This is a genomic window from Rhizobium sp. Root1203, assembly GCF_001424945.1.
GTDB lineage: Bacteria > Pseudomonadota > Alphaproteobacteria > Rhizobiales > Rhizobiaceae > Rhizobium.
Window position 1 is genome coordinate 50,982 of sequence record NZ_LMCW01000020.1, and the last position, 19,800, is coordinate 70,781.

16 protein-coding genes and 3 pseudogenes are annotated in these 19,800 nt (G+C 59.0%); 6 read left to right on the plus strand and 13 right to left on the minus strand.

All coding sequences use genetic code 11. The features are described from left to right. Positions 1-13: 13 nt before the first annotated feature. From ASC97_RS19820 to ASC97_RS19855, 8 genes are all read right to left on the minus strand, one after another. A complete protein-coding gene (locus ASC97_RS19820; RefSeq protein WP_057470073.1) occupies positions 14-1,072 on the minus strand; it encodes an ABC transporter ATP-binding protein in 1,059 nt (352 codons plus the stop codon). A 4-nt stretch (positions 1,073-1,076) separates the two neighbouring features. After that, on the minus strand, positions 1,077-1,907 hold the full coding sequence (locus ASC97_RS19825; protein ID WP_037067586.1) for a carbohydrate ABC transporter permease: 831 nt from the start codon (positions 1,905-1,907) through the stop codon (positions 1,077-1,079). A 4-nt stretch (positions 1,908-1,911) separates the two neighbouring features. Then, a complete protein-coding gene (locus ASC97_RS19830) occupies positions 1,912-2,847 on the minus strand; it encodes a carbohydrate ABC transporter permease (protein ID WP_057470074.1) in 936 nt (311 codons plus the stop codon). Positions 2,848-2,940: 93 nt separating this feature from the next. After that, positions 2,941-4,200 carry an ABC transporter substrate-binding protein gene (locus ASC97_RS19835; protein ID WP_057470075.1) on the minus strand — a complete coding sequence of 420 codons (1,260 nt, stop codon included), beginning with the start codon at positions 4,198-4,200 and terminating at the stop codon, positions 2,941-2,943. A gap of 41 nt (positions 4,201-4,241) precedes the next feature. Beyond that, a complete protein-coding gene (locus ASC97_RS19840) occupies positions 4,242-5,408 on the minus strand; it encodes a PLP-dependent transferase (protein ID WP_057470076.1) in 1,167 nt (388 codons plus the stop codon). Then, positions 5,405-6,127, minus strand: a complete 723-nt coding sequence (locus ASC97_RS19845; RefSeq protein WP_057470077.1) for a FadR/GntR family transcriptional regulator — start codon at positions 6,125-6,127, stop codon at positions 5,405-5,407. The genes ASC97_RS19840 and ASC97_RS19845 overlap by 4 nt, the downstream gene beginning before the upstream one ends. A gap of 977 nt (positions 6,128-7,104) precedes the next feature. Continuing rightward, complete coding sequence (locus ASC97_RS19850; RefSeq protein ID WP_057470090.1) at positions 7,105-8,130, minus strand: ATP-dependent DNA ligase; 1,026 nt, start codon at positions 8,128-8,130, stop codon at positions 7,105-7,107. A 372-nt stretch (positions 8,131-8,502) separates the two neighbouring features. After that, positions 8,503-8,781 carry a hypothetical protein gene (locus ASC97_RS19855; protein WP_244481534.1) on the minus strand — a complete coding sequence of 93 codons (279 nt, stop codon included), beginning with the start codon at positions 8,779-8,781 and terminating at the stop codon, positions 8,503-8,505. 607 nt (positions 8,782-9,388) lie between these two features. Between ASC97_RS19855 and ASC97_RS19865 the strand changes: the two genes are divergently transcribed. Further along, complete coding sequence (locus ASC97_RS19865; protein WP_057470080.1) at positions 9,389-10,876, plus strand: phospholipase D-like domain-containing protein; 1,488 nt, start codon at positions 9,389-9,391, stop codon at positions 10,874-10,876. A 116-nt stretch (positions 10,877-10,992) separates the two neighbouring features. On the opposite strand, the gene ASC97_RS19870 is transcribed toward ASC97_RS19865, so the two are convergent. Next, complete coding sequence (locus ASC97_RS19870) at positions 10,993-11,415, minus strand: NUDIX hydrolase (protein ID WP_057470091.1); 423 nt, start codon at positions 11,413-11,415, stop codon at positions 10,993-10,995. Positions 11,416-11,548: 133 nt separating this feature from the next. On the opposite strand from ASC97_RS19870, the gene ASC97_RS19875 reads away from it, so the two are divergent. Beyond that, positions 11,549-13,000, plus strand: a complete 1,452-nt coding sequence (locus ASC97_RS19875) for a CYTH and CHAD domain-containing protein (RefSeq protein ID WP_057470081.1) — start codon at positions 11,549-11,551, stop codon at positions 12,998-13,000. Positions 13,001-13,070: 70 nt separating this feature from the next. Here ASC97_RS19875 and ASC97_RS19880 read toward each other — a convergent pair whose 3' ends face one another. Beyond that, positions 13,071-13,277, minus strand: coding sequence for a hypothetical protein (locus tag ASC97_RS19880; protein ID WP_057470082.1), 207 nt, complete (start codon positions 13,275-13,277; stop codon positions 13,071-13,073). Between the two features lie 34 nt (positions 13,278-13,311). Continuing rightward, positions 13,312-14,655, minus strand: a complete 1,344-nt coding sequence (locus ASC97_RS19885) for an aminotransferase-like domain-containing protein (RefSeq protein WP_057470083.1) — start codon at positions 14,653-14,655, stop codon at positions 13,312-13,314. Positions 14,656-14,925: 270 nt separating this feature from the next. Here ASC97_RS19885 and ASC97_RS35460 point away from each other — a divergent pair, with 270 nt between their 5' ends. The 3 genes and pseudogenes from ASC97_RS35460 to ASC97_RS19895 all read left to right on the plus strand — a co-directional run bounded on the left by ASC97_RS35460 (position 14,926) and on the right by ASC97_RS19895 (position 17,360). After that, positions 14,926-15,078 (plus strand): DUF1127 domain-containing protein, encoded by a 153-nt coding sequence (locus tag ASC97_RS35460; protein ID WP_244481535.1) that lies wholly within the window; start codon positions 14,926-14,928, stop codon positions 15,076-15,078. A gap of 169 nt (positions 15,079-15,247) precedes the next feature. Beyond that, positions 15,248-16,548: pseudogene (locus ASC97_RS19890) on the plus strand (epoxide hydrolase family protein). A 53-nt stretch (positions 16,549-16,601) separates the two neighbouring features. Further along, positions 16,602-17,360 carry a sulfite exporter TauE/SafE family protein gene (locus ASC97_RS19895; RefSeq protein WP_057470084.1) on the plus strand — a complete coding sequence of 253 codons (759 nt, stop codon included), beginning with the start codon at positions 16,602-16,604 and terminating at the stop codon, positions 17,358-17,360. Between the two features lie 73 nt (positions 17,361-17,433). On the opposite strand, the pseudogene ASC97_RS35465 reads toward ASC97_RS19895, so the two are convergent. Further along, positions 17,434-17,556 (minus strand): annotated as a pseudogene (locus tag ASC97_RS35465) (non-homologous end-joining DNA ligase); the annotation flags it as partial. Between the two features lie 524 nt (positions 17,557-18,080). Here ASC97_RS35465 and dinB point away from each other — a divergent pair. Beyond that, on the plus strand, positions 18,081-19,190 hold the full coding sequence (dinB, locus tag ASC97_RS19900) for a DNA polymerase IV (protein WP_057470085.1): 1,110 nt from the start codon (positions 18,081-18,083) through the stop codon (positions 19,188-19,190). 419 nt (positions 19,191-19,609) lie between these two features. On the opposite strand, the pseudogene ASC97_RS34905 reads toward dinB, so the two are convergent. Next, positions 19,610-19,800 (minus strand): annotated as a pseudogene (locus ASC97_RS34905) (hypothetical protein); the annotation flags it as partial.

A 19,800-nucleotide genomic window follows, 5' to 3' on the forward strand; every position in this document is an offset into this window, starting at 1 on the left:
CGCGAAATCGAAATCAGCTGGCCCGGTTCCCCTTCCCGTCGAAGACATGCAGATGCTGGGCCGGAAAGGCGACATTGACCTGCGGTCCGGCAGCCAGGGCATCGCGGTTCTGCGTGAAAATCTTGAACGGCAGGCCGTGGAGCGACAAGTGCAGGATAATGCCGAAGCCCGTTGGCTCGATCAGTTCGACAGCGGCAGTCATGCCACTACCGTCGGATGTCATGATGACATGTTCCGGTCTGATCCCGATCGTGACCTGGTCACCGTCGGAGAGGGCAAAGGGCTGAGGAAGAGCGATGATTGTCCCGTCCTTGAGGCGCGCACTGCCTCTGTCGTAAGTGGCCTCGAGAAAGTTCATGCCCGGCGAGCCGATAAAACCTGCAACGAAGAGATTGGCGGGGCGATCGTAAAGCTCAAGTGGGCTTCCGACCTGCTGGACGACACCGCCATGCATCGCAACGATCCTGTCGGCCAACGTCATCGCTTCGATCTGGTCGTGCGTGACGTAGACCGAGGTCGCCTTGAGTTCGGCATGCAATTTCTTGATCTCGGCTCGCATCTGCTCGCGCAGGCGCGCGTCGAGGTTCGACAGCGGCTCGTCGAAGAGGAAAGCTTTCGGCTGCCGAACGATGGCGCGGCCCATCGCCACGCGCTGGCGCTGTCCGCCCGAAAGGGCCTTCGGCCGGCGTTCGAGCAAAGGGTCTAGACCGAGCTTGGAGGCAGCGGCGCCGACCGCACTTGCGATCTTTTCCTTCGCCGTTTTCCTGAGTTTCAGGCTGTAGCTCATGTTGCCGGCGACGTTCATATGCGGGTAGAGCGCATAGGACTGGAACACCATGGCTATATCGCGATCCTTCGGATGCAACTCGTTGACGCGGTTTCCGGCAATGCGGATCTCGCCGCCGGTCACGTCCTCCAGGCCTGCGATCATGCGCAGCAACGTGGACTTGCCGCAGCCCGAAGGGCCGACGAGAACCACAAATTCGCCGTCCTTGATGCGCAGGTCGACGTCATGCAGTACCTGCACGTGACCGTAGGCCTTTTTGACGTTCTGGATATCGATCGATGCCATGTGATTAACCCTTGACCGCGCCGGCCGTCAGGCCCTGGACGAGATAACGCTGGATGAGCAGGAAGAAGAGACCGGCCGGAATGAGCGCGAGAACGCCCGCGGCCATCATCTGCCCGAAATCCACCGAGAATTTGGATACGAAGGTGAGAAGCCCGACCGGGAAGGTCGCAGCATCGTTGCCGTTGATCAGCATCAGCGCGAAAAGCAACTCGCTCCACGCGGCCGTGAAGACGAAGCCGAGCGTTGCCGCAATGCCGGGCAGCGTCAGCGGCAGGATGATCTGCCGGAACGCCGTGAACTGCGTCGCCCCGTCGATCATCGCCGCCTCTTCGAGATCCTTCGGAATACCGTCGAAGAACGACTGCATCAGGAAGGTCGCAAAGGGCACGTTGAAGGCTGTGTAGACGACGACGAGGCCAGTCAGGCTGTTGGTGAGATGCAACGGCGAGAGGATCTTGAAGATCGGCGCGACGAGCATCACCAACGGAAACATCTGGGTCAGAAGCATCAGCGCCACGATCCAGTATTTCGCCCGGAAATTGAAGCGTGACAACGCGTAACCGGACAGCGAGGCGCAGATCGTGACCACGATGGCCGTCGATCCCGATACGATCAGGCTGTTCTTGAAGAACGTCGGAAAGGCACTGTGCTGGATGACGAAGGTGTAGTGTTCCCAGGTCGTCCGCGACGGCCACATGCGAACGCCTTCGGAATAGAGAAGGTCGTTCGGCGTCACCGAAACCTTCAACAGCCAGAAAAGCGGAAACAGCGCAAAGGCTATGTAGCAGAGGATCGCCAGACGGTGCGCGATGGTCGGAAGGATGGATCGTCTCATGGCCTCAATCCTTGTTCAGCAATGTCTGCCGCAGCAGGATGATCAGCATCGAGTAGACTAGCAGCAGGGCGAGCAGCACCAGCGCTATCGCAGAGGCGTAACCGAAGTCGAGCCGCTTGAATGCCTGAGTGAAGATATAGCTGGCGACGATCTGGGTACGATCAGCGGGTCCTCCCCCAGTCATGACGACGATGAGGTCTGCAAAGTTGGAAACCCACACGGTACGCAGGAGGACTGTGATGGCGATCGTCGGTGCGAGGAAGGGAAGCGTAATCGACCGGAAACGCTGGAACCACGTAGCACCGTCGATCGACGCCGCTTCGTAGAGGTCACGGGGGATCGCCTGCAGTGCAGCGAGAAGCGTTATGGCAAAGAACGGAATGCCCCACCATACGTTGGCAATGATCGGGCCCCACATTGCATAGTACGGATCCGACAGGATGTTGGCGGGCTCGTTGATGAGGCCAAGTGCATAGAGCCAATGCGGGATCGGCCCGATCACGGGATTGAAGAGCCACGCCCAGTTGAGGCCGGCCAGAAAGGAGGGCACCGCCCATGGCAGGAACACCAGCGCCTGCACAACGCCCCTGCCCCAGAACGGTTTGTCGAGCAGGAGTGCCAGGATCAGACCAAATACGAACTGCAGGACGACGGATGCCCCGGTCCACCAGAGCGTGTTCCTCAATGCGCCGTAAAAGGCCGCATCCTGGGACAGCGCGCGAAAATGCTCGAGCCCGATGAAACCACCCGAAAACGGATTGAGCAACTGGATATCGCGGAACGCATAGGACACGCCGATCGCCAGCGGTACGAGCATCACCGCAATGATGAGGATCAACGATGGTGCGCTGTAGAGATAAGGTTCCGAAGCGTCGGCGACGCGCTTCAGCCAGGACCTTCGGTCACGGCGGCTGTCGAGCGTATCGGCGGTCATAGTCATCGGTCAAAATTCCGGTTTTGCAGGGCGGCGGCGCACTGCCGGCATGAAGGAGAATGCAGGCGGCGGATCGCTCCGCCGCCGCGAGATCGCTGCTTACTTCTTGGCGAGGTGCTTCTGCTGAGCCTTGGTCAGATAGTCCGCCCACTGGTCGGCCAGTTCTTTCGGCGTGATGTCGCCGAGGAGCGCCTGCTGCGTCGTCTTGATCGCCAGCGAATCCTTGAAGAAGGCGAATTCCTCGAGGTAGGTCGGCATCACAGTCGGAACGATGTTCGGATCGGCCAGTTCATCGAACCAACCCTTGAACTGATCGCTCGCGTAGAAGGGATCGGTTGCTGCCGAGGTGTGCACCGGAAGAGCGCCGGTGCGCTTGTTCCACTCGATATTGCCTTCCGGCGATTCAAGCGTCTCGATCAGCTTCCAGGACAGGTCCTTGTTCTGGCTGGTAGTGAACATCGACCAGCCGGCAAAACCAATCGTCGTGAAGCCCTTGCCGCTCGGGCCAACCGGCATCTTGGTGACGCCGAAGTCCTCCGGCTTCATGCGCTGGGCAACCGCGATCAAGGCATCCGGATCCTGGTCAAGCATCGCGCAAGTGCCAGAGTAGAAGCCCGCAACGGTCTCGTTGAAGCCCCAGTTGACGCTGTCCTTCGGTGCCAGTCCCTTCTTGTAGAGATCGACGACCCATTCCAGACCCTTTGCCCAGCCTTCGCTGTTCATGGTGGAGGTGCCGTCGTCATTGAAGAACTTGTTGGAGCCGGCCATGGTCGCGCCGAACATCACCCATCCGTTCAGGCCGCCCGGTCCGCCGCGCAGGCAGTAACCCGATTTGCCCGGAAGCTTGGAGACCTTCTCGGAGGCAGCGACAAACTCGTCCATCGTCTTCGGCGGCGCAGAGACGCCTGCTTCCTTGAAGAGGTTCTTGTTGTAGAACAGTGCGCGCAGATAAAAGCCGTAGGGCAGCATGTAGGCGGTGTTCTTGACGTCGCGGCCGAGCTCCAGCGCGCGTGGCGTCAGACCCTTGGTATATTCCCACTTCGCAAGGTAAGGCTCGAGGCTCTCGAGCATGCCGTTGTTGGCATAGAGCGAAAGCCAGGTGTCCGGCATTTCCATGACGTCAGGCGTATCGCCGGCCGACACCATTGTCGCAAACTTCTGGAACGCTTCGTTCCAGGGAAGCGAGATGATGTCGACCTTGGTGCCGGGATTTGCAGCCTCGAACTTGCCGACGATCGACTTCAGCGTCTCGGTACGCTCGGGACTGGTGATGACCTCGACGAGTTTCAGCGTGGTATCGGCGAGTGCCGTTCCGGCCATCATCGTGGCAAGCAGGGTTGCGGTTATCAGTCTTTTCATGGTCATTTCCCCCTTTCAGGTTTTTCTTCAGGTTTTAAACGTCACGAAGCGACGGCAAGCGCCTCTTCGATATCCCTCCACAGCGCCTCGGTCCCTTCGAGACCGACATGGAGGCGTACTGACCGCGCATGGATTCCGAAGGTATGCGCGGAATTCGGTTGTGCCTTTTGTTGAAGCACGACCTCGCCTGGTACGATCAGGCTTTCATGCCCACCCCAGCTCACACCCAGTTTGAAGAGCTTGAGGTGATCGGCGAAGGCGCGAATGTCGACGCCCTCGCGGAATATGAACGAGAACAGACCGGACGTGCCGTTGAGGCCGGCGGGCAGCCGGTTAGCAAGGCCGGGGTGACAGACGGTTTCCACGACGTCCAGCTCCTGCAGGCGCCTGGCAATCGTGAGTGCCGCCGTCTCGTGCGCCTTCATGCGGATCGGCAGGGTGCGCATGCCGCGAATCAGGAGCCACGCGTCGAACGGCGAAAGCTTGCCGCCGAGATAGGGATAGGCCTCGGCCTTGATGCGCGCGATCGTCTCCTTGGAACCGGCGACGACGCCCGCAACGACATCGCTGTGGCCGCCCAGATACTTGGACGCCGAGTGGATGACGAGGTCAACACCCAATGTCAGCGGCCGCTGGAAGAACGGACTTGCCCAGCTGTTGTCGATCATGCTGACGACGCCGTGCTGCTTGGCAAGTGCTGCCAGCGCGCCGACATCATGTGCTTCCATCACCCAGCTCGTCGGGCTTTCCATGTAGAAGACCTTCGCACCCGGCAGCGCCTTGGCAACAGCCTCTTCGTCACGGCCATCGACGTAGGTGACTTCCACCTTCATCCGCTTCAGGATCGTGCCGAACAGGCGGAAGGCGTCCGGGTAGACGTGCTTGACCGCCACGATGCGATCGCCTGGTTCGACGAAGCTCAAAACCGTCGAGGAAATTGCTGCCATTCCGCTTGCAAAACCAAGCGCATCTTCGGCACCTTCGAGCTTCGCCAGCATTTCCTCGAACATCCGCACGGTCGGGTTGAGACCACGCGTGTAGATTGGCCGGACCTTCTCGCCGCGATAGGAGGCGATCATGTCGTCGTAATCGGAGAACGTGAAAAGCGAGGTCTGGAAAATCGGCGGCACGACGGCTTCGGCGAAGTGTCCTTCGTCATGGGCTGTAATAAGGGAGGCAAGTTCGAACGGGTCTGCACCGTTGCTCATGTGGACATTTCCTTGATGTCTTCCTCGACGACTGCGAGGATTTTCAGTGTCTCTTCCCGCGCGGCCTCCGGATTCCGGGCAGCGATCGCGTCGAAGAGGGTTCGGTGGAACGGAAAGGAGCGCCGGGCGAAATCCTGTCGCTCGAACGGGTGTTCCCAGAATTGCCAGAACGTCTCGCGCATTTGCTCGAGAAGTTGGCGGAAGAGCGGATTGTGCGTCGCGTCATAGATGGCGAGGTGGAAGGCAAGATCCTCCGGTCCCGACGTCCCCTTCTCGATATGGACGCGCTCCATCTCGTTCAGGTTTTGCTCAATGAGAACCAGGTCCTCTTCCGTTCTCTTCGATGCCGCAACCATGCAGGCCTCGCATTCGATGCCACGGCGAACCTCCAGCGTCTGAAGCAAGGCATCTCGCAGATGCGCGGTGTCGAGCGACAGGGGCATATGGATCGTTGCCTTGGAAACAGGCTTGAGAAGATAGGTCCCGCTGCCTTTGCGCGTCTCGGTAACGCCCAACGCCTGGAAATGCCGGATCGCCTCGCGGATCGTGGAGCGCCCGACAACCAGGGCAGCCATCAGCTCCCGTTCGGCCGGCAGGCGGTCGCCGGCTTTCAGCCGAGCACGCTCGACGTAATCGGCAAGCGCGTCCGTAACCTGACGTGCCCGGTCCATTGCCGGAAGCGGCCGAATGACCGGCTTGTCGCTGACTGGTGCCTTCATGGTTCCCCAAATTCTTCTAGGCAGCCGGACCTTTAAATTGGTCTGACATCCTAGCATTTCTCAAAGATTTGGAGACGTCAAGGCCACGATGCCTGTTGTAGAGGACACCTTGATTTTCCAAAACCGGGGTTCACTTTCCGAAAAGTGGCAATAAGAGTTTCCGAAACTTCGAAATCGATGGATTTTAGGATAATACTCCTATTTCTGGCGTTCGTGCGGGTCGAATCGGGTGACGTGAATTGCGGGCAGCACACCGAGCGCGCTCAAACTCCTGCCGAAACTTTGTAGTGGATGGCACCCAGCGATCTTCTCGCCCTCTCGGAGCAGGTAGGCAACCCGACCCCAGGCTGAGCATTTCGCGTTGGGATTGTGGAGTGCTGTATTGAGACGGGCGACACGCAAGCGCTGGCGGCGCTCCTAGCTTTCGACTAAGCAGCCGTCGTCGATGGTGAGGATGCGATCGGCGACTCTCGTCATCGCCCACCGGCTTCTCACCATCGCCAACGCGTCCTACGGTCCTTGCAAAGCTCGGCGAGCGACTGCTGAATCGCCCGTTCGGTTTGCGTCCCGAGCACCGAGGTCGCATCGCTAGGATGAGGATGGGCGAATTCCTCAAAGGCCTGCACCACTCGGCTACCGCCGACGTTTTCCTCGATGCGGGCGTTAGAGTTGGCGACACTACCATAGAGTGCATTCCAGGTGCAAGCACAGACGGCCCGTGACAACTTCTGGGATTTCATCAGCCTGACGCCCGAGAGCTATTGACGCATACGGGACGTGTGTCTTAGCCTGACACCGGGATCGCCATCGTTGCGTAGAAGGCGACCAACCGGCCCATGGATCCGTTCAATGTTGGGCGAACACCGTCCGCTCTTGGATTCGTGCAGCAGCTCTCTCAACAGGGTTCTAATTTTCGTCCTGCCGCGCTTCAACAAATGCATTGGAGCCGAGAACACGCTCGCTGACGGGCGCCTCGCTCAGTGGTCAATCTGTCGGAAGTCACACTGGGTCGGCCTTTTGTCCGGCCGCCAACGCAAAAATTTAGTTCCATGCCGGAAACGCTGTCCGGTCACATGGTCAAATCGTACCTCGACGACAAGCTCGGGTCTCAGCGGCTGCCAGTCGGAAGAACGCTCGTTGCTCCATCGACTTGGTCCACCGGGTGCCTTGCCTGTAAATCCGGGCTCCCCGCGCAAAGCCTCCAGTCTTTTGGTCAGGTCCGGCTTCTCCGACACGGGAATGGCCGATGTATAACCCACATGGTCAAGCTTGCCCTTATCGTTGTAAAGCCCAAGAAGAAGCGATCCCACCAGCTCGCTATCGCTCCCGTAGCGAAAACCGCCCACGACGCAGTCGGCCGTCCGCAGTCGCTTGACCTTCGTCATCACCCGTTCGCCAGGACGGTACGGTTGATCCAGCCGTTTGCAGACAACGCCATCGGTGTCGTTGCCGGAACCTGACAGCCATGCTTCAGCCTTCTGATGGTCACGCGTAAATGGGGACACCACCAGCTGACGGAGATCAGCATCAATAATTTTGGCGAAGTCTTCCAGCCGAGCCCGGCGATCGGCCAGAGGCTGATCGAGGATCGGCACGCCATCTGTATCCATGAGCATATCGAATGCCACAAGCCGCGCCGGAGTTTCGCCTGACAGCTTTCGAACCCTGCTTTCAGCTGGATGAAGTCGCGCCTGCAGCGCGTCGAACGACAGCGTCCCCTCGATTTCCACGACCAATTCGCCGTCGACGACAAAGCGGGCGACCGGAAGTGCGGCGATAAAGTCGACTACTTCCGGGAAATAGCGACCCAGCGGCTTGCCGGACTTCGCTCGAAGATCAACGTTGCCGCCATTCTTAAAAACGATACACCGGAAACCGTCCCACTTGGGCTCGTATTGCCAGCCCTCGCCAGCCGGCAGAGTATCGGCAGACTTAGCCTCCATCGGCTCGATCTCAACCGACATCCCAAGGGGCGTTTGCTCTTCCGATACATGTCTGGCCATCATGCAGCAACTTTCATCAACGTCGTCAAATGTTTGATCTGAGTCTCGGGTTGATGACACGCAGCAGTATTAAACCATACGGCACACGGGCGCTCGTTCACGGTCGAGATCTAAGGTTACCTCCTACCCGGTCCAGCGACGGGAGCTCGACCGAAAGCCACAAGCCGTCATCCCGCCACTCTCGACTGATCCGCCCCCCGAGCTGGGTCTCAAGAACCGCTCCTAGAAGGACGTTTCCGAAGCCTTTACCTCGTACGTGGGGCGGGCGCCCAACTCGCTCATGCCATTCCAGTCGGAGACCAGCACCTGAGGGCAGACCTGGAATGTAACAGCCATAGAGCGTTTCCTTTTCACGGCAGCGGCAACGGCCAGCTAGCCTTCGTTGCCGTCCGACACGAAGCCTTTCGGGAGCGCATCGCGTGCGCTTTTAAGCGCCAAGATCTGATCGAGCCACCTGTCCTTAAGGACATCGTTGATCGCCAAAGCGACTTCTTCGACGCTCCAATCAGCATCTTCCATTTCCCCGATGAGCGCGATCAGCTTTTGATCGACAATGTCGCGAAGCTCTTCACCATGGTCGGCTTGTTCATTTGGCATCAGGCAACCTTTCAGACTGAATGGAGCAACGGTCGGCTTGCGCAGATGTTCCACGGCGGCGGCTGGCAGCTATACGATCGCCAATTTGCTTTTCGTGACAGTACGGAGCTCTATCTTTCATTTGGCTTTCGAATGAACGATCGTTTTCTTTCCCTGCAACGTTTATCGCCGACGCAAGAGCCGGAAGCATCTCGCTCGCTCACCGCCAATCTGGTTACGTGCGACACGCTTTAGTAGAGGCAGCAGCGTAACGACCTGGAAGATCTGCGCGCGGGTCCCCTGAGGAATTTATCCGAGCCCGCGGCGGTTGAAGGCACCCTGCAAAACGAGAAGCCCGAAGGTCGCGACGCCGATACGCGAAATTTCTGTAGCCGGATTTGCCCGCGGGACGCAGGGCTCGCCTCTCGAAAACGGATGAAGCCTTCAAGTTTGAGTAGACCCCTGCTTAATATCAGAAATTACTGGCATCGAAGTCGATAACCCGCCCCCCCTTCGGAGATGAGCTTGACTGGAGAGCATCGCTTCACCAGCATCCGTTCATTCGCGCAGGAACAGTGAATATGAACCCGGTGGGAGCGTCCGCGATCCGCGAATTGGCCCCATCCCAGAGTAGCCCGGAGCGAAAGCCTGATGTACAGGTTGACGATGCCAGGAGGAATGAATGACGTCAAAGCCGCTTTTGAAACCGCTGGATAATTGTTGGCGGGTGGAGCGTGCCGACGAGTTTGCGATCCTGATCGACGCGGACATTTACTTCGCCGCCGCGCGGTCGGCGATGAAGGCAGCCAAGCGCTCGATATTTCTCGTCGGCTGGGATTTCAATGCACGAGTCACGCTGGGGCATCCGGACGTCCAAGACGACGGACCAAGGGAAGTGGGCGATTTCCTCCTGTGGCTCGCCAAACGCAATCCCGACCTCGAAATCCGGCTGCTCCTGTGGAACCCGGGGTTTCTCGCGAGCTGGGCGAAGGTCGCGAATGTTCCGTATCTGCTCCGATGGAAATGGAACCGCCAAATCGCCGCAAAACTCGACGGAAAACATCCGGTCGGTAGCTCCCACCACCAGAAAATACTCGTCATCGACGACAGCCTCGCGTTCTGCGGCGGGATCGACGTGACGACAGATCGTTGGGACACGCGCGGCCACCTCGACGACGACCCGAAACGCAAGCGTCCCGACGGCACCCCATACGGTCCGTGGCATGACGCCTCGAGCTATTGCATCGGCCCGGCGGCGCGTGCGCTCGGCGATCTGTGCCGGGAACGATGGCACCTTGCGGGCGGCGAGAAACTCGAATCCGCCCAGACGCATACGGAGTTTCCGCGTGTCGACGGAGCGATCGCATTAGGCAAAGTCGATCTCGCGATCTCGCGAACCAGCCCTGCCCTCGGTGATCGCGAGGGAGTTACCGAGATTGAGCGCCTCTATGTCGACATGATCATGTCAGCGAAGAAGATCGTCTACGCAGAGAGCCAGTACTTCGCCTCCCGCGCCGTGGCGCAGGCTATCGCGAAGCGGCTCGCCGAACCGGATGGTCCTGAATTCGTGATCGTCAATCCGGTCAAGTCCGACAACTGGCTTGGAGCGATCGCGATGGACACCGCTCGTGCGCGCCTCAGGGAGTCCATGCGGCGACACGACCGGTACGATCGCTTCCGGATGTATCACCCGGTGACGGCAAAAGGCGGACCGATCTACGTCCACTCCAAGCTGATGATCGTCGATGACGAACTGATGCGGGTCGGCTCATCGAACTTCAACAATCGCTCCATGCGTTTCGACAACGAATGCGATGTAGCCTTTGAAGCGCGCGCCTCGGAGGCATTGAGAATGAAGCTCCGAGACCTCAGAAACGACCTGCTCGCCGAACACCTGGGTGTCCGTGTAGAAGAGGTTCTCGAAGCCACTGAGCGAAAAGGTTCGCACATCGGCGCTGTAGAGGCACTGCGCCAACAGAAGGGCTCTGAGGCGGTTTTTTTCGCTCGCCGAACCTTGGTTCCCTATGAGACGCCAGATTTAGCCGACCTAGCCAAATGGCTGGCCGACAACGAAATTCTTGACCCCGAAGGTCCGGAACAGGTGTTTGAGCCTATAGAACGGCGCGGACTGTTCCGCGGCCGGTTGAAGCTGCCCTTTAAAAGCGTCTGACCTGCTGTTCTTGCGAGATCGGGTGCGACGAGGCGGTCTTAGCGCAGCTTCTACAAGCTTGACGACCTTCCTCTGTTCCCTGAGGGCTCTGGCCAGTGTTTTGGATATGCCAAACCTCAAAGGGGCGCGGCCTCAAGTTGGGAAAGCAGGACTCGTAGGCCGGGCTGTGCGGCGTCCCGGATGGCCACTTTCAAGGGAAACCACTTCTGCTTCCGGATCGTCTTCTCCGGAAACTCAGTCGCGATCTCGTAAACGCGAAGCAGATGGACGGTGACATGGTAGCGATGCGTCGAGCTATCCTTCTGGTAGCTGAAAGAACCGAAGACATCGGTGTCTACCGTTCCAATCACTCCTGCCTCTTCGAACGCCTCCCGTCGGGCGGCGGCGGAGCTGGATTCGCCAGGATCGAAGTGGCCCTTCGGAACTCCCCACCGGCCGGTCCTTCGGCTTCCGATCAGGAGGACGACAAGTTCTCCGTTGCCGTCGCGCCGGTAGCAGATCGCGCCCGCCTGTTGAATGTCGCGCGCCGCGGTATTCATCGATGATGATCGGTCGTCGCTCGCGAGCACGGCCGTCCTCGATTTTTTCCTATCCTTCATCAAATCGCTGTAGCACTGAACTATGACAGCCCGGTCAGCGTTGACGTCGTTCTTCTAGCAACAGGAGTTCATCTTGTCGTCCGAAACCGAAATCAAAATCGATCTTACCCCCGAAAGCCTGGACAGGGTACTTCGTTCGGATCTTCTGGGCGAACCCGGCAAGGTTCTCCACCAACGATCGATTTATTTTGACACCCGCGACCGCAAGCTCTGGCAGGACGGTTACACACTTCGCATACGCACAGTCGGTGGGGCGCGCACGCAGACCGTAAAAGCCACCGGCCCGAGCAGATCGCTATTCGCGCGCTCAGAATGGGAGACGCCCGTTGGAGGAGACGAGCCCGTTCTCGACCATACAAGTCCGCTCCTCGGCGAGTTCGGGGGCGACTTAGCGCTGGAGCCAGTCTTCAACATCGAAACTGAACGACGGCAGTGGGACATCGAAGAGAACGGTTCGCGCATCGAAGTTGTCATCGACCAGGGGGAAGCCATATCGGGGGACCGTCGTTCCCCGATACGCGAAGGAGAAGTCGAGCTGAAGGATGGAAGCCCGAGCGACCTTTTCGTCTTTGCCAGGAAAATCGACAGTGTCTCCGGCTTTAAGTTCTGTGTCCGCTCCAAGGCCGAGCGAGGGTTCTCGCTGATCGAGGCGCAGAAGTCGGTCTTCAAAGCCGAGCGCGTTAATCTGGGCCACGACTTGAACGCAGCCACGGCATTCCAAGCCATTGCCCTTTCCTGTGTTCGGCAATTCCGCTTGAACGAGGACGTGCTCTTACAGAAGCGAAATCCGGAGGCGCTGCATCAGTGTCGGGTTGCCCTACGACGGCTGCGATCGGCCATCTCAATTTTCAGGTCGGTGATCCCAGGCGATGGACCTCAAAGGATGAAGGAAGAACTTCGATGGCTCGCCGCGGTGCTCGGCCAGGCCCGCAACGTCGACGTCCTTTTGACGAAAGCGACGGACACCGATCTGGTTTCCAAGCTGAAGACCGCCAGAGACACTGTCTATCGGGACGCCATCGAAGCACTGAACTCGTCCAGGGCGCGAGCTTTGATGCTCGACCTGCTGGAATGGCTGGAGTGTGGCGACTACCTTTCGGGCAACGGAGCCGGGTCGGGTGGTTGTCCGAGCGCTCGGGACTTCGCCGCGCGGGCGCTGGATAAGCAGCGCAAGCGGTTGAAGAAAGACGGTCAGGCACTGGCGAAGGTGGACGACGAGCATCGCCACGAAGTGCGAAAGGATGCAAAGAAATTCAGGTATGCTGCGGAATTCTTCGTCTCGCTTTTCGATGACAAGCGAGGTTCGCGGCGACATAAGAAGTTACTTGTTGCAATGGAAGCGCTCCAGGACAACCTGGGTGGATTAAACGATCTTGCAACGGGGCCGGATGTGTTGGTCAAACATGGCCTTGACGAGCATCCCGCGAAGGACTCGGTCGTCTCTCACGCCGACAAGGCTGCATTGATCGATAGAGCGCAGGCTGCGGTCGACGATATCCTCGATACGAAGAGGTTCTGGCATTGACCAGCACGCGCTGATCCAAGCTATGAGAACGATGGGTTCATAGTGACTGCTTGCGGACGACGGCCGTCATCTATCCGTATACTACGTCCTTCTGACGGCCGACGATCTGGATGCTGTCGCGCTCGAGACGGTGGAGACGATCGAACCCGGGGCCGCCTTCGTCAAGCACGCTGTTGAAGCATATTGTCCCGCCGTTGGCGACATACTCGCCTCCGCCGTCGAAGCCGGCGACTGCAAAGCGATTGAGCAGTTCAAGATCCCGCCCTGCGCGAGCCACCCCTACTTCATCCACCGGGCGAAGACCGGGAGCATCATTCAGTTGAATCGAAATTTTCCTCCCCAACACCGAGCATAGAGGCCAGCACGCCAAGTCCGGCATCAAGCTGATCCATCGCTGGAGCCGCCAGCGCAAGTCTGACGGCGTTTGGCGCGTGGCCGGAGTTGACTGCGAACGTCGTCGAAGGCGTCAATGCGACGTCACGTCTGGCGGCAGCCGCGACGAAGCTCTGAGATCGCCAGTGCGCTGGGAGCGTCAGCCACAAATGATAGCATCCCGCATGAGACTGTAACTCATATCCCGCGAGACGTTCTCTTGCCAGCTTCTGACGCGCATGTGCATCGACACGTTTCAATCTTGCGAGCTCGGCGGCGGTGCCGTCGCCCATCAGCCGCTCGGCGGCAGCAAAGGCAAATCCGGATGCTGTCCAACCGCCCGAACGCACCGAGGCCATTACACTTTCCCGCAAATGGCGCGGCGGTACAATGAAGCCGAGAGTCAGTCCAGGCGCCACCATCTTGGACAGGCTATCAATGACGAGACAGGTGTCCGGAGCGATAGAAGCGAGGGGCGGCTCATCGTCGAGGAAGGCGTAGACATTGTCCTCGATTATAGGGAGACCGAGTTCTTCAACGACGCGCACGAGATCGACACGGCGCGCGGGCGACATTGTCGTACCCAACGGATTCTGGACAGCGGGCTGAACGTAGATGGCGGAAAGATGAGCCTCCTGATGCGCCTTTTGCACCGCGTCCGGCCGCACGCCTTCTCCGTCCATCGCCAATGGCACCAACGTGATCCCCAGCCGGGCGGCTATTCCCTTGATGAACGGATAGGTCAAAGCTTCCACGCCGCAGCGACCGCCAGTCGGAACGACCGCAGCCAATGCGGCACCGATGCTCTGCCGCCCGTTGCCAGTAAAAACCAGTTGGTCGGCATCGGCGGCCCATGTCCCCTTCGAGAGATGCAGGGCTGCGATACTCCGGATCGATGGCGTGCCAATGCTCGTCGCCTGCCGCAACGCTGCATCCAATGCGGCTGCTTGCTCCAGCCCTGCCAGGGATTTCGCTATAAGCCCAGTCTGTTCGGGAAGCATCGGATAGTTGAATTCGAGATCGATGCGGATGCCACGGGGTTCACCCGGGGCAGCAACGCCTCGCCTCGCTTCGCCGGAGATGAAGGTACCCCTCCCGACTTCACCGACGACGAGGCCCCGGCGCAGGAGTTCAGCGTATACGCGGCTCGCTGTCGACACGGCAATCTTGCGTTCGTAGGCAAACGCTCGCTGCGGAGGCAGGCGGTCGCCGGGCCGAAATGTGCCGCCGGCTATTTCGGCGGCAACGGTGTCGGCAAGCCTCAGATATTCGGATCGCGACATATATTGCTCCGAGTTCAATGTTTCGATTGCACCGACACCTATATCGGAACATTCTGCCCACATCAAATGCATTGTACCAGAAACGGCGAAGGCCTCTCAACCATACGTCACGCCAGAACTCGACAGTCCGCCCAACGCCATCGCGTCGGCATGGAGAAGCATTGGAGAAGACAAATGTTGGGAAGCATCTCAATCACAACAAACCGACGCGAGGTTTCGAAAAGCCCCGCGTCATCCTCTGGGATCTTACGTGCACCTTGGAAAGCGATCATGCGCCATCTGGGCCGTCGTGCCGGCGCTGCCCGGCTTCGGGAACTCGACGGTGACGAGCTGCGGGACATCGGACTCGCGCGTTCGGAGATCCGGACGGCGGCATTCGGGCTCATCACAGTCTCAAACGAAAGGCCGCTTCGGCGAGACTAGCGTTTCGGCCGCCCATTGGGCGCGAGCGCTCAATACCGCGACACGCCTGTGTGATCGCGAGACCAGATGCCTCGATCAGCGAGGCCCGGCCGATAGGCCACTCTTCAACATCGTTGTTTGCGCGCGGCAGGTCAGTCGACGCTGTTCGTTGCGCGATTGGAGAAGGATCATGAACAACACTGCACATGCCAAAATAACCCGTCGCGGATTCCTGGCCACTACGTTGGCCGGAGCAGCCGCCATGAGCGCCCCGCTCGCAACGAGCGCCAGTGCGGTAATGGTCGCCGCCACCCCGCCCGATCCGGAGATCCGACCCTTCGCCTTCCACGCGTCAAAAGCGGCACTCGCCGACCTACGCTCCCGTATCGTTGCGACGAAATGGCCGGAAGGCGAAACCGTTTCAGACGCATCGCAGGGCGTGAACCTGGGACGATGAAGAAGCTCGCCGACTACTGGAAGCATCATCACGACTGGAGCAAGGCCGAGGCCGGAATCAATCTCTGGCCCAACTTCGTCACCGAGATCGATGGGCTGGACATCCACTTCATCCGCGTACGGTCGAAACACGATAACGCACTGCCCATAATCGTCACGCACGGCTGGCCGGGATCAATAATCGAGCAGCTCAAAATCATCGGTCCGCTCACCGATCCTACTGCACATGGCGGCCGCGCCGAGGATGCATTCGACGTCGTCATCCCGTCCCTCCCCGGCTACGGCTTTTCGGGCAAGCCGACGGCCACCGGGTGGGATCCACAGCGCATTGCGCGGGCGTGGGTCGAACTGATGCGACGGCTTGGCTACACGCGTTATGTCGCCCAGGGCGGAGACTGGGGCAACGCGGTCACCGAGCAGATGGCGCTCCTGAAACCTGACGGGCTGGTCGGCGTCCACACGAACATGCCAGCCACCATTCCAGACGAGATCGCCGAGCCACTGCCCGATGGACCGGTTCCCGCAGGTCTTACGCAGGATGAACTCTATGCCTGGAAGCAGCTTTCCTTCTTCTATAAGCATGGGCTCGGCTATGCTCAGGAAATGGCGAACCGCCCGCAGACGCTCTATGCCCTGACCGACTCGCCGATCGGGCTGGCGGCCTGGATCCTCGACCACGACGACCGCAGCCGCGATCTCATCACGCGTGTCTTCGACGGCGCAAACGAAGGACTGACGCGGGACGACATCCTCGACAACATCACGCTCTACTGGCTGACCAACACGGCCGTGTCTTCGGCGCGTCTCTATTGGGAAAGCAAGCTTGCCTTCTTCCAACCGAAGGGCATCGAACTGCCGATGGGCGTCAGCGCATTCCCCGACGAGATCTATACCGCGCCGGAGAGCTGGACCCGCAAGGCCTATCCGAACCTCGTCCACTACAACCGGCTTCCGAAGGGTGGGCATTTCGCCGCCTGGGAACAGCCCAAGCTTTTCACCGACGAGCTGCGAGCGACCTTCCACTCGCTGCGGTGAAAACTCCGCACATCCGACACGATCTTTGGCGCCCTTTTTCGAAGGCAGGTCACATGGAACTGACAGCTACCACTATCCTCGTCGCCTTCGCAGGCGTGTTCCTCATCTGCTTCATGAAGGGCGCGTTCGGCGGCGGCTTCTCCATCATCGGCATTCCGTTGCTGTCGTGCGTGATGGATCCGGTGACTGCGGGAGGCCTGCTCGCTCCCCTGTTCATCGCGATGGATCTATACGCCCTGCGTTACTTCAAGCGCTCGACATGGTCGAGACCGGATCTGGTGCTGCTCCTGCCGGGGCTCGTGCTCGGCATCGGGTCCGGCTACCTGCTGTTCCGCGCCCTCGACCACCGCGCGATCGCGATCATGATGGCAGTGATCACTCTGATCTTTGTCGGTCTATGGTTTGTGAGAGGCGCGGATGTGATCACGCGTCCGCGTTCTGCGCCGAAGGCCATCACCGCTGGCCTTGCCTCAGGCATCACGACCATGGTGGCGCATTCCGGCGGACCGCCGCTTGCGATGTACCTCTTGCCCCTCGGCCTCAGCAAGGAGATCTACGCGGGGACGACGAGCATGTTCTTCACCGTCGGCAACGCAACGAAGGCGGTTCCGTGGTTGCTTCTGGTGAAACCGACCGCCGAACTCTGGGAACTGATGGCGATCTGTCTGTTCGCAATACCCAGCGGGGTGTCGCTCGGTTGGCGGCTGCACGGTGTCCTGGACCAGCGCCAGATCTACCGCATCTGCTACGGATTGCTGGTCGTTACCGCTGTGAAGCTGCTTTGGGACGGAGTGGCGGGATATCTCGCATGAAAAAACCGCGAAGCTCTAAGCGGGCCACGTCGTCAGAACTTCGAATTACAATTGCGGCTTCCCCAGCTATTCCGACGCGATCTGGCATTGGAGCGAATGGAAGGTGCGGCTGCGCTGGATCGCGTGGCTTGCGGGCGCGGGTGCGGAGCGGCTTGTCGTCTGCCAGGAGCGGCTTGGAACGTGGGGCTTTTACCATTACCAGACTGCATCAGGAATCTCTAAAGAAGGCTTGAACATTGGGATGGCCGCGGTTAACCTGCGTTGTGTCACCTGACGGTGCCGCTTATTGACTTCCCGAACCCCGCTATGGCGGGTTTTTTTGTCAGCTGGCCTTCCTGATCTCTTCCACGTCATCAGGGAGTATATGCATGCCCGATCCATGGGCGGCATCTACGAACGCAGCCCCCGCCGAGCTGGCGTCGAGATACAACTGCATCGCTTCGATCGATGCACCAGTGCACGGTGTGCCTGGCGATACGCGTTCCTGCCATCAATCTCGACGTGGAGCGGCACTATCGGAACCCGAACGTGAAAATCTTCCATGAAGAAAAACTTTATTGACATGTCGCGAATCGCTACATGGCGAGTGATTCGTGTTTGTCCAGATTGACTCTTGCAAATGAGAAGAACAGAAAAGGAACATGAGAGCACCCGCTGCCGGACGACCTGTTGAAGATCGAGCAGCCAGTCGAGGATGCCGCTGCTTGATGGGGACGATCGATGACTGGAGCAACTGACAACGACATGCCAGATCGCGTGCGCAAGATCATTCATGTCGACATGGATGCCTTCTACGCTTCGGTCGAACAGCGCGACAATCCGGAACTGCGCGGCAAGCCAGTGGCCGTCGGCGGGTCTGAAGCGCGTGGCGTCGTTGCAGCAGCAAGCTACGAGGCTCGAACCTACGGCGTCCATTCCGCGATGCCATCGGTGACTGCCAAACGAAAGTGCCCGGACCTCATCTTCGTGAAACCGCGCTTCGACGTCTACAAGTCCGTTTCAGGCCAAATCAGAGAAATTTTCGCAGAATATACGCCGCTGATCGAACCACTTTCGCTCGACGAAGCCTATCTCGACGTGACAGAAAACTTGAAGGGCATTGAGATCGCTACCGAGATCGCGCTTGAAATTCGCGCCAAGATCAAGGCTGCAACCGGATTGAATGCGTCAGCCGGTATCAGTTACAACAAGTTCCTTGCCAAAATGGCAAGTGACCTCAACAAGCCGAACGGCCAAGCCGTGCTCACTCCAAAAGTCGGGCCACGCTTCGTAGAAACGCTCCCCGTCAAGAAATTCCACGGCGTGGGGCCTGCCACCGCCGAGAAGATGCACCGTCTCGGAATCCAAACTGGATCCGATCTCAAGGAAAAGGACTTGCAGTTCCTTGTCGAGCACTTCGGAAAGTCAGGTCCCTATTTCTATGGGATCGCTCGCGGGATCGACGAGCGTCGGGTCAAGCCCGACAGGGTCCGGAAATCAATCGGTGCGGAGGACACCTTCGCCCAGGATATCCATTCGTTCGAACCTGCACTGGACGGGTTGCGTCCGTTGATCGCGAAAGTGTGGCGGTACTGCGAGACGCATGACATCCGGGCAAAAACAGTGACATTGAAGGTGAAGTATTCCGACTTCAACCAGATCACCCGCGCGAAAACAGCAGACAGACCTATCGGTTCGGAGACGGACATCGAAGACATCGTCACAGTGTTGCTGCGGCCGATTTTCCCGGCTCAGAAAGGTATCCGGTTGCTCGGCGTGGCGCTTTCATCGCTGGAAGAGGCAATTGAAGGACCAACCGAAGAGCTACAGTTCGCGCTTCCACTTGCATAGGCAAAACAAAAGCGCCTAACGGAAGAACGCAGCGGTACCTTCGCTCGACTGAGGCGGATCACGGCCATGGCCTGCAACCGACTGAAGAGCCGCGACCAGTGATTAACTCCGCCCTTGCTGCCACTGCAGGGGTAGTTCGCCGAAATTCCCTGGCCTCGGCGATAGAAAGCCTTGACCAGCCGTTAGGTCGCTCGTCTACCTTGCCATCGAAACCACAATTTACTAATAAGAACGCAATATTCCCAGAACAATGGAGGCGTGACATGGCAGTATTCTCCTCATCACACGCCACCGTGGCCTGATATAGTTCTCTTGGCGGCTCACGCCTAGCACGAACCTCTCAGGACAGTTCCATCGGATTGGCGGTCAAACCGACCGGTCTTGACGGCATCGCCGCCTGACCCCGTCTAGTCGCACGCTTACTCGAAAGCGCGATCAATCATGGCACAACCTTCAATACCGGGCGTCAAACGCTCGACATCTGCTTGGGCAGGATTTCTCAAGGGGTAATCCCCCCGCAAATTAACGGGCTTCAAAAGTAGAATTTTCTCGGGCTTTATGATCGAGGAGATTTTGATGAAGACGAGCAGATTTAGCGAACCCCAAATCC